The organism is Pseudomonas sp. 09C 129, assembly GCF_002843625.1.
GTDB classification, from domain to species: domain Bacteria; phylum Pseudomonadota; class Gammaproteobacteria; order Pseudomonadales; family Pseudomonadaceae; genus Aquipseudomonas; species Aquipseudomonas chlororaphis.
In genome coordinates, this window is record NZ_CP025261.1 from 996,028 (window position 1) to 1,012,522 (window position 16,495).

Here is a 16,495-nt window from a genome sequence, read left to right on the forward strand (position 1 = left end):
CGCATCATGAACAGGATCTTTTCAGCCTTCGGTATTGCGCTATGGATGGCGCTGCTTTCACCGATGGCCATGGCGGCCAGCCTCAAGGCCCTGGATGTCGCGGCACTGCCGGGGGATCGCCTGGAGTTGAAACTCACCTTCGATGGGCCGGTGCCCGAGCCGCGCGGCTATACCACCGACCAGCCAGCGCGGATCGCCCTCGATCTGCCTGGTGTTGTCAGCCAGCTGGCAGACAAGAGCCGTGACCTGGGCAATGGCAATGCGCGCAGCGTGACGGTGGTCGAATCGGGGCAGCGTACCCGGGTCGTCGTCAATCTGGTCGCGCTGGCGCCCTACAGCACTCGGGTCGCCGGCAATCAGCTGTTTGTGGTGATCGGCCAAGGGGCGACGGCGGCGCTGAGTGCGCCGGGGCAGCCGGCTGTCGCGTCCGGGCGGGCCAAGGCCGTGGCTTCCGTGGGGCGGTCGATTCGCAGCGTGGATTTCCAGCGCGGCGAGCAAGGCGAAGGTAATGTGCTGATCGATCTCTCCGACTCGGGAATGAGCCCGGATATACAGGAGCGCGGCGGCAAGCTCGTCCTCACCTTCGCCAAGGCCCGCCTGCCCGAGCCCCTGCGGGTCAGGCTGGACGTCAAGGATTTCGCCACCCTCGTGCAGTTCGTCAGCGCCCGGGCGGAGTCCGGCAAGGCCATCGTCACTATCGAGCCCGGCGGCACTTTCGATTACTCGACCTACCAGACGGACAACAAACTCACGGTGAGCGTCAGGCCGATGACCTCGGGCGACCTGCAGAAACGCAACGCCGAGCGCTCGGCCTACAACGGCGAAAAGCTCTCACTGAACTTCCAGGACATCGAGGTTCGCTCGGTGCTGCAACTGATCGCCGATTTCACCAACCTCAACCTGGTGGCCAGCGATACGGTGCAGGGCGGCATTACCTTGCGCCTGCAGAATGTGCCGTGGGACCAGGCCCTCGATCTGGTGCTCAAGACCAAGGGGCTGGACAAGCGCAAGGTGGGCAACGTGTTGCTGGTGGCGCCGGCCGATGAAATCGCTGCCCGCGAACGCCAGGAACTGGAGTCGCAGAAGCAGATCGCCGACCTGGAACCATTGCGGCGCGAACTGCTGCAGGTCAACTACGCCAAGGCCGCGGAGATCGCCAAGCTGTTCCAGTCGGTCACCCGCGCCGAGGACAAGTCCGACGAACGCGGGTCGATCACTGTCGATGAGCGGACCAACAACATCATCGCCTACCAGACCCGGGAGCGCCTGGACGAGCTGCGGCGGATCGTCAGCCAGCTGGATATCCCGGTGCGCCAGGTGATGATCGAAGCGCGGATCGTCGAGGCCAACGTCGACTACGACAAAAGCCTGGGCGTGCGCTGGGGCGGCTCGATCCAGAACCAGGGCAACTGGAATGCCTCGGGGGTCAGCAACGGCACCAACGGTTCCTCCACCATAGGCACGCCGGGCAGCACCAGCAGCAACTCACCGTTCGTCGACCTGGGCACTACCGCCAATACCTCCGGCCTGGGTATCGCCTTCATCACCGACAATGTGTTGCTGGACCTTGAGCTGACAGCCATGGAAAAGACCGGTAACGGGGAAATCGTCTCCCAGCCCAAGGTCGTCACGTCCGACAAGGAGACGGCGAAGATCCTCAAGGGCACGGAAATCCCCTATCAGGAAGCCGCCTCCAGCGGGGCGACCTCGGTGTCGTTCAAGGAGGCCTCGCTGTCCCTGGAGGTGACGCCACAGATCACCCCGGATAACCGCATCATCATGGAGGTCAAGGTCACCAAGGACGAGCCGGACTACCTGAACAAAGTCCAGGACGTGCCGCCGATCAAGAAGAACGAGGTCAACGCCAAGGTCCTGATCAACGATGGAGAGACCATCGTCATCGGTGGAGTTTTCTCCAATACGCAAAGCAAGGTTGTAGATAAGGTGCCATTTCTCGGCGATGTGCCGTATCTTGGCCGCCTTTTCCGGCGTGACGTGGTGTCGGAGAAAAAATCCGAGCTGCTGGTATTTCTCACTCCGCGTATCATGAACAACCAGGCGATTGCTGTGAGTCGTTGATTCTGTGCGAAATTTGATTCTTGTTGGGCCAATGGGGGCTGGAAAAAGCACCATTGGTCGCTTGCTGGCCAAAGAGCTGCGCCTGCCATTCAAAGATTCCGATAAGGAAATTGAGTTGCGCACGGGTGCCAATATCCCGTGGATCTTCGATAAAGAAGGTGAGCCGGGCTTTCGTGATCGGGAACAGGTCATGATCGCCGAGCTGTGCTCCGCCGATGGCGTGGTCCTGGCGACCGGCGGCGGCGCGGTGATGCGCGAAGCCAACCGTCTGGCGCTGCATGCCGGGGGGCGTGTGGTCTATCTGCATGCTTCGGTGGAGCAGCAGGTCGGTCGCACTGCACGGGATCGCAATCGACCGCTGCTGCGCACGGCCGATCCGGCGAAGACCCTGCGGGACCTGTTGGCGATTCGCGATCCGCTTTATCGGGAAATCGCCGACCTGGTGGTTGAAACCGATGAACGGCCACCGCGCATGGTGGTGCTGGACATACTGGACCGCCTGCAGCAACTGCCTCCCCGTTAATGCGCAGCGTGAAATGCGCTATCCTCGGCGCCTTGCCATGATCGCTCGCGGTTGTGGCGCATGGCTATTGCGCGGCGTCAGAAAGCCAGGCGATGCCAGTCGTTAATGCAAGGCAGGACACCAGCTTCCATCTTCACTGTGGGGACACATGCAGACACTTAAGGTCGATCTAGGCGAGCGCAGCTACCCGATTCATATTGGCGAAGGTTTGTTGGACCGGCCCGAGTTGCTGGCTCCGCACATCGCCGGGCGACAAGTGGCGATCGTTTCCAATGAAACCGTAGCGCCGCTGTACCTTGAGCGTCTGAAACGCAGCCTCGCCCAGTTCTCGGTGATCTCGGTGGTTCTTCCCGACGGCGAAGCGTTCAAGAACTGGGAAACCCTGCAGCTTATTTTCGATGGCCTGCTGACCGCACGCCACGATCGCCGCACCACGATCATCGCCCTTGGCGGCGGGGTGATCGGCGATATGGCCGGCTTTGCCGCCGCCTGCTACCAGCGTGGCGTCGATTTCATCCAGATTCCTACCACCTTGTTGTCCCAGGTCGATTCGTCGGTGGGCGGCAAGACCGGTATCAACCATCCGCTGGGCAAGAACATGGTCGGTGCCTTCTATCAGCCGAACGTGGTGCTGATCGATACCGCCTCGCTCAATACCCTGCCGCCTCGCGAGCTGTCGGCCGGCCTGGCGGAAGTCATCAAATACGGTCTGATCTGCGACGAGCCCTTCCTTACCTGGCTCGAAGACAACGTCGACCGCTTGCGAGCCCTGGACCAGCAGGCGCTGACCTATGCTATCGAACGCTCCTGCGCGGCCAAGGCGGCCGTGGTGGGCGCCGACGAGCGTGAGTCCGGTGTGCGCGCCACGCTGAACCTGGGGCATACCTTCGGCCACGCCATCGAAACCCACATGGGCTATGGTGTCTGGCTGCATGGTGAAGCGGTTGCCGCTGGCACCGTAATGGCACTGGAGATGTCCGCACGCCTTGGCTGGATTAGCGCCGAGGAGCGTGACCGCGGCATTCGCCTGTTCCAGCGCGCAGGCTTGCCGGTCATTCCGCCCGAGGAAATGACCGAGGCGGATTTTCTCGAACACATGGCAATTGACAAGAAAGTGATCGATGGTCGTTTGCGTCTGGTGCTGTTGCGCCGCATGGGCGAAGCCGTAGTGACCGACGATTATCCGAAAGAGGTTTTACAGGCCACGCTGGGAGCGGATTACCGCGCCCTGGCTCAGCTTAAAGGTTAATAAGATCCCCATGACTAGTTTGCATGCCGACGAGGCTTTCCTCGGCCACTATCAATTGAGCCATGACCCTTTCGCTCCACGGGTGCCTGGCTTCAAGTTTTTCCCCGCCCAGCGCAAGCCGGTGCTGGGGCAACTGCATCACCTGGCGCGCTACAGCCAGTTGCTGCTGGTCGTGACCGGCCCGCAGGGCAGCGGCAAGACGCTGCTGCGTCAGGCGCTGGTAGCCAGCACCAACAAGCAATCGGTACAGAGCGTGGTGGTTTCCGCCCGCGGTGCCGGCGACGCGGCGGGCGTGCTGCGGCAGGTGGCCCAGGCGCTGAACGTCGAGCAGGCCGAAATCGGCCCGATCCTGGCGCAAGTGGTGCAACTGGCCCTGACCGGCCAGGAAGTCTATCTGCTGGTGGATGACGCCGAGCAGCTCGACGAGTCGGCGCTCGAGGCGCTGCTGGCGCTTGCCGCCGGTGCTCCGGAAGGTCGCCCGCATGTGTTCCTGTTCGGCGAGTCGTCGCTGATTGCCGGCCTGGAGCAGCTGAGTGCGGAAGAAGAGCGCTTCCATGTCATCGAACTGCAGCCTTACACCGAAGAAGAAACCCGCGAATACCTGGCGCAGCGTCTCGAAGGCGCAGGACGGGGTATCGAACTTTTCTCCGCGGATCAGATCAGTGATATTCACGAAGGCTCCGATGGCTGGCCTGGCAACATCAACCAGGTCGCCCGGGATGCAATGATCGAAGCCATGATTGCCAGCCGCTCAGCGGTCAAGCGTCCAAGTATGGGGTTCAACATGCCGAAGAAACACGTATTGGCGATATCCGCAGTCGTAGTGGTGGCCGTTGCCGCTGCCTGGCTGATGCCGGGTCGCAGCAAGGCACCAAGTACTGCTGGTGCGCCAGCCAACGAACAGGCTCAGCTGCCGCTGGGCCAGACGCCACAACCGAACGGCAATGGCAGCCCGGCTGTCGAGTTCGCCGGTTCTTCCCAGCCAATGCCGCTGCCATTGGTCGGCCAGTCGCAACCGGTGATGCGCGGTCCTCTGGCCGAAGCCGCCGGTGGGATCACCGAGGGTGACGATGGCGTACCGGTGGAAGGCTCCAGCGCCACGCCGCCGACCGTGACCACCATTGCACCGCCAGCCGGCGTGCCGACCGGTCCAGCGCCGACGCCTGAAGCCCGTCCGACCCCGGCACCGACTCAGGTCGCTGCCGCCAAGCCGGCTCCAGTGGTCAAGCCTGCGCCTGCTCCGGTCAGCAAGCCGGCTGCACCGGCTGCCAAGCCAGCCGAGAAACCTGTCACCGTAGCCAAGGCCGCCACCGGCGGTAGCTGGTACGCCGGTCAGGCGCCAGGCAACTACGTCGTGCAGATCCTGGGCACCAGTTCCGAAGCCGCGGCGCAGAGCTTCGTCAAGGAGCAGGGCGCTCAGTACCGTTATTTCAAGAAAGTCCTCAACGGCAAACCGCTGTATGTGATCACTTACGGCAGCTTCAGCAGCCGTGATGCAGCCGTTACCGCTATCAAGGCCTTGCCAGCGAAGGTTCAGGCTGGTAAACCTTGGCCTCGCACTGTCGCCAGCGTCCAACAGGAACTGGCAGCAACTCGCTGAAGATTCGGCGGCCTTACCCAGGCCGCCTCTCCCAGCACCTCAAAAAAATCCGCATGCGCATGCTGCCTTAAAGGCCGCGTGCCTTGTGGTGTCTGCGTCACAGTAGCTTTTGAGTCGTCGCGGTCCGAACTAAAAAAGTTTTGACTAGCACAGCATATCGCTTTAAACCTTTCATAAATGCGACATAGATTTGCGACATTTCGTCGCCAAATTTGTGAGCGTCTGTGTCGGTGTGTACAATGACCTCCCTTTTGCCCCCGCAAAGCCGGCGTACGTTCGGCGTGGATGGTAACTGGTTGAATTGAAAAGAAATTTGTCTCGACAAGAGGCAGCCTGGTGAGAAAGTGTCTATGAAAGCAGGTCTGTACCAACCAGATGAATTCAAGGATAACTGCGGTTTCGGTCTGATAGCCCATATGCAGGGCGAACCCAGTCATACCCTTTTGCAAACGGCCATCGAGGCCCTGACCTGCATGACCCACCGCGGTGGGATCAACGCGGACGGCAAGACCGGCGACGGTTGCGGTCTGCTGATTCAGAAGCCTGACGCGTTCCTGCGAGCCATTGCCCAGGAAACCTTCAGTGTCGAATTGCCCAAGCAATATGCCGTGGGCATGGTCTTCTTCAACCAGGATCCGGCCAAGGCCGAAGCCGCTCGCGAGAACATGAACCGCGAGATCCTGGCCGAAGGCCTGCAACTGATCGGCTGGCGCAAAGTGCCGATCGATACCAGCGTTCTCGGCCGCCTGGCCCTGGAGCGCCTGCCGCAGATCGAACAGGTCTACATCGGCGGCGAAGGCCTGAGCGACCAGGACATGGCAGTCAAGCTGTTCAGCGCCCGTCGTCGTTCGTCGGTAGCCAACGCCGCCGATACCGACCACTACATCTGCAGCTTTTCCCACAAGACCATCATCTATAAAGGCCTGATGATGCCGGCGGACCTCGCCGCCTTCTATCCGGACCTGGGTGACCCGCGCCTGCAAACCGCGATCTGCGTGTTCCACCAGCGCTTCTCCACCAACACCCTGCCGAAATGGCCGCTGGCGCAGCCGTTCCGCTTCCTCGCCCACAACGGCGAGATCAACACCATCACCGGCAACCGTAACTGGGCCCAGGCCCGGCGCACCAAGTTCACCAACGACCTGATGGATCTGGAAGAACTCGGCCCGCTGGTCAACCGCGTGGGTTCCGACTCCTCGAGCATGGACAACATGCTGGAGCTGATGGTCACCGGCGGTATCGACCTGTTCCGTGGCGTGCGGATGATCATTCCGCCAGCGTGGCAGAACGTCGAGACCATGGACGCCGACCTGCGTGCGTTCTACGAATACAACTCCATGCACATGGAACCGTGGGACGGCCCCGCGGGCGTGGTCATGACCGACGGCCGCTACGCCGTCTGCCTGCTCGACCGTAACGGCCTGCGCCCGGCGCGCTGGGTCACCACCAAGAACGGTTTCATCACCCTGGCATCGGAAATCGGCGTCTGGAACTACCAGCCTGAAGACGTGATTGCCAAGGGCCGTGTCGGCCCGGGCCAGATCTTCGCCGTGGACACCGAAACCGGGCAGATCCTCGACACCGACGCCATCGACAACCGCCTGAAGTCCCGTCATCCGTACAAGCAATGGCTGCGCAAGAACGCCCTGCGCATCCAGGCGACCATGGAAGACAACGACCACGGTTCGGCGTTCTACGACGTCGACCAGCTCAAGCAGTACATGAAGATGTACCAGGTCACCTTCGAGGAGCGTGATCAGGTGCTGCGTCCCTTGGGCGAGCAAGGCTACGAGGCGGTCGGCTCCATGGGCGACGACACGCCGATGGCCGTGCTGTCCCAGCGTGTGCGCACGCCGTACGACTACTTCCGCCAGCAGTTCGCCCAGGTCACCAACCCGCCGATCGACCCACTGCGCGAAGCCATCGTCATGTCCCTGGAGATCTGCCTCGGTGCCGAGCGCAACATCTTCCAGGAATCGCCTGAGCACGCTTCCCGCGTGATCCTCAGCTCGCCGGTGATCTCGCCGGCCAAGTGGCGCTCGCTGATGAACCTCGACCGTCCGGGCTTCGAGCGTCAGGTCATCGACCTGAACTACGAGGAAAGCCTCGGCCTGGAAGCGGCGATCCGCAACGTCGCCGACCAGGCCGAAGAAGCCGTGCGCGCCGGTCGCACCCAGATCGTCCTCAGCGACCGCCATATCGCCCCGGGCAAGTTGCCGATCCACGCGTCCCTGGCCACCGGCGCGGTGCACCACCGCCTGACCGAGAAGGGCCTGCGCTGCGACTCCAACATCCTGGTGGAAACCGCCACCGCGCGCGATCCGCACCATTTCGCGGTGTTGATCGGTTTCGGCGCCTCGGCGGTCTATCCGTTCCTGGCCTATGAAGTGCTGGGCGACCTGATCCGTACCGGTGAAGTGCTGGGCGACCTCTACGAGGTGTTCAAGAACTACCGCAAGGGCATCACCAAGGGCCTGCTGAAGATCCTGTCGAAGATGGGTATCTCGACCATCGCGTCCTACCGCGGTGCGCAGCTGTTCGAGGCCATCGGCCTGTCCGAGGAAGTCTGCGAGCTGAGCTTCCGTGGTGTGCCGAGCCGCATCAAGGGCGCGCGTTTCGTCGACATCGAAGCCGAGCAGAAAGCCCTGGCTGCCGAAGCCTGGAGCCCGCGCAAGCCGATCCAGCAAGGCGGCCTGCTGAAGTTCGTCCACGGTGGCGAATACCACGCCTACAACCCGGACGTGGTCAACACCCTGCAAGCCGCCGTGCAGCAGGGCGACTACGCCAAGTTCAAGGAATACACCGCGCTGGTGGACAACCGCCCGGTATCGATGATCCGCGACCTGTTCAAGGTGAAGACCCTGGACACGCCGATGGACATCAGCGAAGTCGAGCCGCTGGAATCGATCCTCAAGCGTTTCGACTCCGCCGGCATCTCCCTGGGCGCGCTGTCGCCGGAGGCCCACGAAGCCCTGGCCGAAGCCATGAACCGCCTGGGCGCGCGTTCCAACTCCGGTGAAGGCGGCGAAGACCCGGCGCGCTACGGCACCATCAAGAGCTCGAAGATCAAGCAGGTGGCCACCGGCCGTTTCGGCGTGACCCCGGAATACCTGGTCAACGCCGAAGTGCTGCAGATCAAGGTGGCCCAGGGCGCCAAGCCCGGCGAAGGCGGCCAGCTGCCGGGCGGCAAGGTCAACGGCCTGATCGCCAAGCTGCGTTACGCGGTACCGGGCGTGACCCTGATTTCGCCACCGCCGCACCACGACATCTATTCCATCGAAGACTTGTCGCAGTTGATCTTCGACTTGAAGCAGGTCAACCCGCAGGCGCTGGTCTCGGTGAAGCTGGTGGCGGAAGCCGGCGTCGGCACCATCGCCGCTGGCGTGGCCAAGGCCTATGCCGACCTGATCACCATCTCCGGCTACGACGGTGGCACCGGTGCCTCGCCGCTGACCTCGATCAAGTACGCCGGTGCGCCGTGGGAACTGGGCCTGGCGGAAACCCATCAGACCCTGCGCGGCAACGACCTGCGCGGCAAGGTCCGGGTGCAAACCGACGGTGGCCTGAAAACCGGCCTCGACGTGATCAAGGCGGCGATCCTCGGCGCCGAAAGCTTCGGCTTCGGCACCGCGCCGATGATCGCCCTGGGTTGCAAGTACCTGCGTATCTGCCACCTGAACAACTGCGCCACCGGCGTCGCGACTCAGAATGAGAAGCTGCGCAAGGACCACTACATCGGCACCGTGGAGATGGTGGTGAACTTCTTCACCTACGTCGCCGAGGAAACCCGTGAGTGGCTGGCCAAGCTGGGCGTGCGTTCGCTGGAAGAGCTGATCGGTCGCACCGATCTGCTGGAAATCCTCGAAGGCCAGACCGCCAAGCAGCATCATCTGGACCTGACCCCGTTGCTGGGCAGTGACCATATCCCGGCGGACAAGCCGCAGTTCTGCCAGGTCGATCGCAACCCGCCGTTCGACCAGGGCCTGCTGGCCGAGAAAATGGTCGCCATGGCCAAGCCTGCGATCAACGACCTCAGCGGTGCCGAGTTCGCGCTCGACATCTGCAACTGCGACCGTTCCATCGGTGCGCGGATCTCCGGCGAAATCGCCAAGGTCCACGGCAACCAAGGCATGGCCAAGGCGCCGATCACCTTCCGCTTCAAGGGCACTGCCGGTCAGAGCTTTGGCGTGTGGAACGCCGGCGGCCTGAACCTCTACCTCGAAGGCGACGCCAACGACTACGTCGGCAAGGGCATGACCGGCGGCAAGCTGGTGATCGTTCCGCCGCAAGGCAGCGCCTACAAGACTCAGGACAGCGCGATTATCGGCAACACCTGCCTGTACGGCGCTACCGGCGGCAAGCTGTTCGCCGCCGGCACCGCGGGCGAGCGTTTCGCCGTGCGCAACTCCGGTGCCCATACCGTGGTGGAAGGCACTGGCGATCACTGCTGCGAATACATGACCGGTGGTTTTGTCTGCGTGCTGGGCAAGACCGGTTACAACTTCGGCTCAGGCATGACCGGCGGTTTCGCCTACGTGCTCGACCAGGACAACACCTTCGTTGACCGGGTCAACCACGAGCTGGTGGAAATCCAGCGGATCAGCGGCGAAGCGATGGAAGCCTATCGCAGCCACCTGCAGCGCGTGCTGGACGAATACGTCGAGGAAACCGGTAGCGAGTGGGGCCGTAACCTGGCCGAGAACCTCGATGACTACTTGCGTCGTTTCTGGTTGGTCAAACCTAAGGCGGCGAGCTTGAAATCTCTGCTCTCCAGTACTCGTGCGAATCCGCAATAACGACGCAGCTGCAAGCGGCAAGCTTCAAGCCGCAAGTTAACAGCAGTGCGCGATATGCCTGCACACGTGATTGTCTTGCAGCTTGAAGCTTGTAGCTTTGAGCTGCTGTTAAGAGGTTTTAGTAATGGCTGAACGTCTGAATAATGACTTCCAGTTCATCGAGGTCGGGCGCAAGGATCCGAAGAAGAAACTGTTGCGTCAACGCAAGAAAGAGTTCGTGGAGATCTACGAGCCCTTCAAACCCCAGCAGTCGGCCGACCAGGCCCACCGCTGCCTGGGTTGCGGTAACCCGTACTGCGAATGGAAGTGCCCGGTGCACAACTTCATTCCCAACTGGCTCAAGCTGGTGGCCGAGGGCAACATCCTCGCCGCCGCCGAGCTGTCGCACCAGACCAACACCCTGCCGGAAGTCTGCGGCCGGGTGTGCCCGCAGGATCGTCTGTGCGAGGGTGCTTGCACCCTCAACGACGGCTTCGGCGCGGTGACCATCGGTTCGGTGGAGAAGTACATCACCGACACCGCCTTCGCCATGGGCTGGCGCCCGGACATGTCCAAGGTCAAGCCGACCGGCAAGCGGGTCGCGGTGATCGGCGCGGGCCCGGCGGGCCTGGGCTGCGCCGACGTGCTGGTGCGCGGTGGCGTGACCCCGGTGGTGTTCGACAAGAACCCGGAAATCGGCGGCCTGCTGACCTTCGGCATCCCCGAGTTCAAGCTGGAAAAGACCGTGCTGAGCAATCGTCGCGAAGTCTTCAGCGGCATGGGCATCGAGTTCCGCCTCAACACCGAGGTGGGCAAGGACGTGACCATGGAGCAACTGCTCGAAGAATACGATGCGGTATTCATGGGCATGGGCACCTACACCTACATGAAGGGCGGCTTTGCCGGCGAGGACCTGCCGGGCGTGCACGACGCGCTGGACTTCCTGATCGCCAACGTCAACCGCAACCTGGGCTTTGAAAAGTCGCCGGAAGACTTCGTCGACATGAAGGGCAAGAAGGTCGTGGTCCTCGGTGGCGGCGACACGGCGATGGACTGCAACCGCACGTCGATCCGCCAGGGCGCCAAGGCGGTAACCTGTGCCTATCGTCGTGACGAAGCGAACATGCCGGGCTCGCGCAAAGAGGTGAAGAACGCCAAGGAAGAAGGCGTGAAGTTCCTCTACAACCGCCAGCCGATCGCCATCGTCGGCGAAGACAAGGTCGAAGGCGTGAAGGTGGTCGAGACCCGTCTCGGCGAGCCGGACGCCCGTGGCCGTCGCAGCCCCGAGCCGATCCCGGGTTCCGAAGAGGTCATCCCGGCCGACGCCGTGGTCATCGCCTTCGGTTTCCGCCCGAGCCCGGCGCCGTGGTTCGAGCAGTTCAGCATCCAGACCGACAGCCAGGGCCGCGTCGTGGCGCCGGAGCAGGGCCAGTACAAGCACCAGACCAGCAACCCGAAGATCTTCGCCGGTGGCGACATGGTGCGCGGTTCCGACCTGGTGGTGACGGCGATCTTCGAAGGCCGCAACGCCGCCGAAGGGATCCTCGACTACCTGGGCGTCTGATACAGCAAAGGCCATCCCTGTAGCCGCTGCCGCAGGCTGCGATAAGGCCGCAGGCCTTCAGCGATCTCACGATCCTGCGCCCGCCTTGCGGTCGTTCGCAGCCTGCGGCAGCGGCTACAGAAGCGGCACTTGTGGCGCGACAAATTGACCCGATAGATAAAAGGCACGGCTCTCGCCGTGCCTTTTGCGTCGCGCTCTGAGAAAATGCCCGCACTTTTTTTCCGGATGCCGACATGACTGCCCTGAAGAACGACCGTTTCCTTCGTGCCCTGCTCAAGCAACCCGTAGACGTCACCCCGGTGTGGATGATGCGTCAGGCTGGGCGCTACCTGCCTGAATACCGCGCCAGCCGTGCCAACGCCGGTGACTTCATGAGCCTGTGCATGAACCCGGAGTTCGCCTGCGAAGTCACGCTGCAACCGCTGGACCGTTATCCACAACTGGATGCGGCCATCCTCTTCTCCGACATCCTGACCATCCCCGACGCCATGGGCCAGGGCCTGTACTTCGAAACCGGCGAAGGCCCGCGTTTCAAGAAGGTCGTCAGCACCCTGGCCGATATCGAGGCCTTGCCGATCCCGGATCCGCACAAGGACCTGGGCTACGTGATGGACGCGGTCAGCACCATCCGCCGCGAGCTCAACGGCCGCGTGCCGCTGATCGGCTTCTCCGGCAGCCCCTGGACCCTGGCCACCTACATGGTCGAGGGCGGCTCGTCGAAGGACTTCCGCAAGACCAAGGCGATGCTCTACGACAACCCGCAAGCCATGCACCTGCTGCTGGACAAGCTGGCGCAGTCGGTCGTCAGCTACCTCAACGGCCAGATCAAGGCCGGCGCGCAAGCGGTGCAGATCTTCGACACCTGGGGCGGCAACCTGTCGGCGGCGGCCTACCAGGAGTTCTCCCTGGCCTACATGCGCAAGATCGTCAGCGGCCTGATCCGCGAGCATGAAGGGCGCAAGGTGCCGGTGATCCTGTTCACCAAGAACGGCGGCCTGTGGCTGGAAAGCATTGCCGACGCCGGTGCCGACGCCCTGGGCCTGGACTGGACCTGCGACCTCGGCGAAGCGCGCCGGCGGGTCGGCAACAAAGTCGCCCTGCAAGGCAACATGGACCCGACGGTGCTCTACGCCAAGCCGGAAGCGATCCGTGCCGAAGTCGGGCGCATCCTCGCCAGCTACGGCAAGGGCAGCGGCCATGTGTTCAACCTTGGCCACGGCATCACCCCGGAAGTCGACCCGGAGCACGCCGGCGCTTTCCTGCGCGCGGTGCACGAACTGTCGGCGCAGTATCACCAGTGATCGCGACCCGATAACCAGGCCCGGCATTCGCCGGGCCTTTTTTTTGCCTCTGCACACAGTCCCGGGAAACGGCCTGGCGGATTAAGTTTCAATTCAGCCTGACTGGTTAATCTGACGCTATCGAAACCCACATTGGATCACTGCCATGAAAACCCGTTACCTCGTTCTGTTGCTCGCTCCGCTGTTCAGCACCGCCGCCCTGGCTGTCGGCTACACCGGTCCTGGCGCCCAGGCCGTCACCAGCGTCGCGGCGGCCAACGATGCCGCGGACGATACGCCGGTGGTGCTGCAGGGCCATGTGGTCAAGAAGCTGAACAATGACGACAAGTACGAATTCAAGGATGCCAGCGGCACCATCACTGTCGAGATCGACGACGAAGACCTGCCGCCAGTGGCGTTCAACGAGAAGACCCAGGTCAGGCTGACCGGTGAGGTCGAGAAGGGGTTGATGAAGCGTGAGATCGACGTCGACCTGGTGGAGATCGTCAAGTAAGCCGATCGACAGTCTTCAGCTATCGCCATGCCGGCGACCGGCCCCTGCGTATGGATCGCGGGGGGTGGTCGCCGGCATGTTCGTTTAGCAACTACCGAGTGGCCAGTGGCGGCAGTTTGGCCAGCTTCAACGCCACCAGCAGCGCCACCAACAGCAGGGCGCTGATAAACAGGCCGATGCCGTTCCACCCGGCCATGTGCCAGAACACCCCGCCCGCCGTCCCGGCGATGCTCGACCCGGCGTAATAGCTGAACAGGTACAGCGATGAGGCCTGGCCCTTGGCCTTGAGGGCGCGCCGGCCGATCCAGCTGCTGGCGACCGAGTGGGCGCCGAAGAAGCCGAACGTGAAGATCAGCATGCCGATGATCACCACCGGCAACGCGCTGAGCATGGTCAGGGCGAGGCCGGCGAGCATCAGCGAGATGGTGGCCCAGAGCATTTTGCGCCGTCCCAGGCGGTCGGCCAGGGCACCGATTTTCGCCGAGCTGTAGATCCCCGACAGGTACACCACCGACAGCAGGCCGACGAAGGCCTGATCCATGTGATACGGCGCGGCCAGCAGGCGATAGCCGATGTAGTTGAACAGCGTGACGAACGCGCCCATCAGCACGAAGGCTTCGAGGAACAGCAGCGGCAGGCCGGCATCGCGAAAGTGCATGGTGAAGCCGTCCAGCAGGCTGCGCGGGTGCAGCGAGCGGGCGCGGAAGTTGCGCGATTCGGGGAGGATTCTCCAGAACACCGCCGCCGCGATCAGCGCCAGGCCACCGATCACCAGCATTGCCGTGTGCCAGCTGACGAAGTCGATCAGCACCCCGGTGATCAGGCGACCGCTCATGCCGCCAATGGCGTTGCCACCGATGTACAGGCCCATGGCCAGGCCGATGTGCTGTGGGTGGATCTCTTCGCTCAGGTAAGTCATCGCCACCGCCGCCAGGCCGCTCAGGGACAGCCCTACCAGCGCGCGCATCAGCAGCACCCCGTGCCAGCTCGGCATCAGGGCGCTGGCGAGGGTGCACAGCGCGGCGGCGAACAGGGCGGCCACCATCACCGGTTTGCGGCCGATGCGGTCGGAAATCGGCCCGGTGACCAGCAGACCGATGGCCAGCAGGCCGGTGGCGACCGAGAGGATCAGGCTGCTTTGCGCGGCGTTGATGGAAAAATCCCGGGACAGCAGCGGCATCATCGGTTGTACGCAGTAGAGCAGGGCGAAGGTGGCGAATCCGCCGCAGAACAGCGCCAGCACCGTGCGCATGAACATCGGCGTGCCTTTTTCGATGTAGACCTCGTTCAGTTGCGCGACCACCTCATCGAGGGCGGTGGGAGGGAGTTCGTGGGCGAGTGGAGCGACAGCGGTTTTCACGGGGGACCTCGGGGGGAGCGCGGCCGGTCAGGCAATGGAAAAAAGCATATAGCTGGCTAATGTTTCTTTCCAATATATTGTTCGACCTGATTGATATGTTTTACGACCTAATGAGGCGATCATGGAATTGCGTCACCTGCGTTACTTCATCGCGGTGGCCGAAGAGCTGCATTTCGGCCGCGCCGCACAGGTCCTGGGCATCTCCCAGCCGCCCTTGAGCCAGCAGATCCAGGTGCTGGAGCAGGAGGTCGGCGCGCGTTTGTTCGAGCGTACCAATCGTCGGGTCGAGCTCAGCGAGGCCGGCAGGCTGTTCCTCGATGAGGCACGACAGGTGCTGGCCCAGGTCGACAAGGCCGCGGATGTGGCCCGCCGGGCGCAACGTGGGGAGCTGGGCGAACTGAAGATCGGTTTCACCTCGTCGGCACCTTTCAACTCCAGCATCCCCCAGGCGATCTTCGCCTTTCGCCAGCGTTTTCCCGACGTGCACCTGAAGCTGCGGGAGATGAGCAGCACCCAGGTGGCCGAGGCGCTGCTGGACGAGTCGATCCAGGTCGGGATCATGCGGCCGTTGCCGTTGCCGGATTCCCTGAGCGTGGTGGAGTTGCTGCGCGAACCGCTGGTGGCGGTGCTGGGCTCCAAGCACCCGCTGGTGGCCGGCAGCGAAGCCGGCCTGGCGCTGTCGGCCCTGGCCCACGAGCCTTTCGTGTTCTTCCCGCGCAGCTACGGCAGCGGCCTGTATGCGCAGTTGCTGACCCTGGCCCGGGATGTCGGCTTCACCCCGCACTTTGCCCAGGAAGCGGGCGAGGCCATGACCATCATCGGCCTGGTGGCGGCGGGGCTGGGTGTCTCGGTGTTGCCGGCGTCCTACCAGCGCATGCGCATCGACGGCGTGGTCTATCGACCGCTGCTCGACCCCGAGGCGGTCTCGGCGGTGTGGCTGGCGCAGCGTACCGACCAGCGTTCGCCAATGGCCAAGGCCTTTGTCGAGCTGCTGACCCGCAAGGCCGAGTTGTAAGTGAAAGGGCGCCGAAAGGCGCCCTTTGTCGTTTCCGGGGCATGGAAACTGTGGATCAGGTCATGCCGATTTCATCGACAGGCGCCTTACTCCACCTTCGCCAGATCGCCGCGCAGCGCGACGCCTGCCATCAGGGCGCCCGCGTGGCATTCGTAGGTTTTCGCGTCCTTGCGCTCGTTGCTCTTGTAGAAGCTGGCGATGTCGGTCACGGCATTGGCGCCGACTTTCTTGGCTGCCTGGTGCAGGGTGATCAGCGCCGATTGCAGGACCCATTCGCAGGCCACTTCGTCGCTCTTGTTGAAGGCATTGGTCTTCTTGTTGGTGACCGCGCCGGCGCTGACCACCGTGACCTTGCCGGCTGGCTTGTTGCCGGCCAGGTAGAACTTCACGCTGCCGTCGATCTTGCCGGTGCTGATGGCTTCGGCGACGACCTTGTCGAACGGCAGATACAGCGCGGTATCACGGGCCTGGCTGACGCCGGGCAGGGTGCAGAGCAGCAGGGTGGCGGCAGCGGCCAGGGTCTTCAGTTGCATGGT

The 16,495-nt window shown here is 63.0% G+C and carries 11 protein-coding genes; 9 read left to right on the forward strand and 2 right to left on the reverse strand.

The genetic code is table 11. The features are described 5' to 3' along the window. The first annotated feature begins 6 nt into the window (after nucleotides 1–6). From pilQ to CXQ81_RS04735, 8 genes are all read left to right on the forward strand, one after another. The gene (gene pilQ, locus CXQ81_RS04695) at nucleotides 7–2,079 is read left to right on the forward strand and encodes a type IV pilus secretin PilQ (protein ID WP_101336623.1); all 2,073 of its coding nucleotides are present in this window, start codon (nucleotides 7–9) and stop codon (nucleotides 2,077–2,079) included. A gap of 4 nt (nucleotides 2,080–2,083) precedes the next feature. Then, on the forward strand, nucleotides 2,084–2,602 hold the full coding sequence (gene aroK, locus CXQ81_RS04700) for a shikimate kinase AroK (RefSeq protein WP_101336624.1): 519 nt from the start codon (nucleotides 2,084–2,086) through the stop codon (nucleotides 2,600–2,602). A gap of 148 nt (nucleotides 2,603–2,750) precedes the next feature. Then, on the forward strand, nucleotides 2,751–3,851 hold the full coding sequence (aroB, locus tag CXQ81_RS04705; RefSeq protein ID WP_007925843.1) for a 3-dehydroquinate synthase: 1,101 nt from the start codon (nucleotides 2,751–2,753) through the stop codon (nucleotides 3,849–3,851). 10 nt (nucleotides 3,852–3,861) lie between these two features. Further along, nucleotides 3,862–5,451: an SPOR domain-containing protein gene (locus CXQ81_RS04710; protein ID WP_101336625.1), complete on the forward strand. Its 1,590-nt coding sequence runs from the start codon at nucleotides 3,862–3,864 to the stop codon at nucleotides 5,449–5,451. A 350-nt stretch (nucleotides 5,452–5,801) separates the two neighbouring features. Beyond that, a complete protein-coding gene (gltB, locus tag CXQ81_RS04720; protein ID WP_101336626.1) occupies nucleotides 5,802–10,247 on the forward strand; it encodes a glutamate synthase large subunit in 4,446 nt (1,481 codons plus the stop codon). A gap of 124 nt (nucleotides 10,248–10,371) precedes the next feature. After that, nucleotides 10,372–11,790, forward strand: coding sequence for an FAD-dependent oxidoreductase (locus tag CXQ81_RS04725; protein WP_007925837.1), 1,419 nt, complete (start codon nucleotides 10,372–10,374; stop codon nucleotides 11,788–11,790). A gap of 233 nt (nucleotides 11,791–12,023) precedes the next feature. Then, nucleotides 12,024–13,091, forward strand: coding sequence for a uroporphyrinogen decarboxylase (hemE, locus tag CXQ81_RS04730; RefSeq protein WP_007925835.1), 1,068 nt, complete (start codon nucleotides 12,024–12,026; stop codon nucleotides 13,089–13,091). Between the two features lie 145 nt (nucleotides 13,092–13,236). Then, a complete protein-coding gene (locus CXQ81_RS04735) occupies nucleotides 13,237–13,584 on the forward strand; it encodes a YgiW/YdeI family stress tolerance OB fold protein (protein WP_007925834.1) in 348 nt (115 codons plus the stop codon). A 91-nt stretch (nucleotides 13,585–13,675) separates the two neighbouring features. Here CXQ81_RS04735 and CXQ81_RS04740 read toward each other — a convergent pair whose 3' ends face one another. Beyond that, entirely contained in the window at nucleotides 13,676–14,887 is a 1,212-nt protein-coding gene (locus CXQ81_RS04740; RefSeq protein ID WP_371860894.1) for an MFS transporter, read from the reverse strand. A gap of 178 nt (nucleotides 14,888–15,065) precedes the next feature. On the opposite strand from CXQ81_RS04740, the gene CXQ81_RS04745 reads away from it, so the two are divergent. Further along, nucleotides 15,066–15,959 carry a LysR family transcriptional regulator gene (locus CXQ81_RS04745; RefSeq protein WP_007925832.1) on the forward strand — a complete coding sequence of 298 codons (894 nt, stop codon included), beginning with the start codon at nucleotides 15,066–15,068 and terminating at the stop codon, nucleotides 15,957–15,959. A gap of 86 nt (nucleotides 15,960–16,045) precedes the next feature. Here the strand turns inward: CXQ81_RS04745 and CXQ81_RS04750 are convergent, their stop codons facing one another. Then, nucleotides 16,046–16,492, reverse strand: a complete 447-nt coding sequence (locus CXQ81_RS04750) for a hypothetical protein (protein WP_007925830.1) — start codon at nucleotides 16,490–16,492, stop codon at nucleotides 16,046–16,048. Nucleotides 16,493–16,495 lie beyond the last annotated feature (3 nt).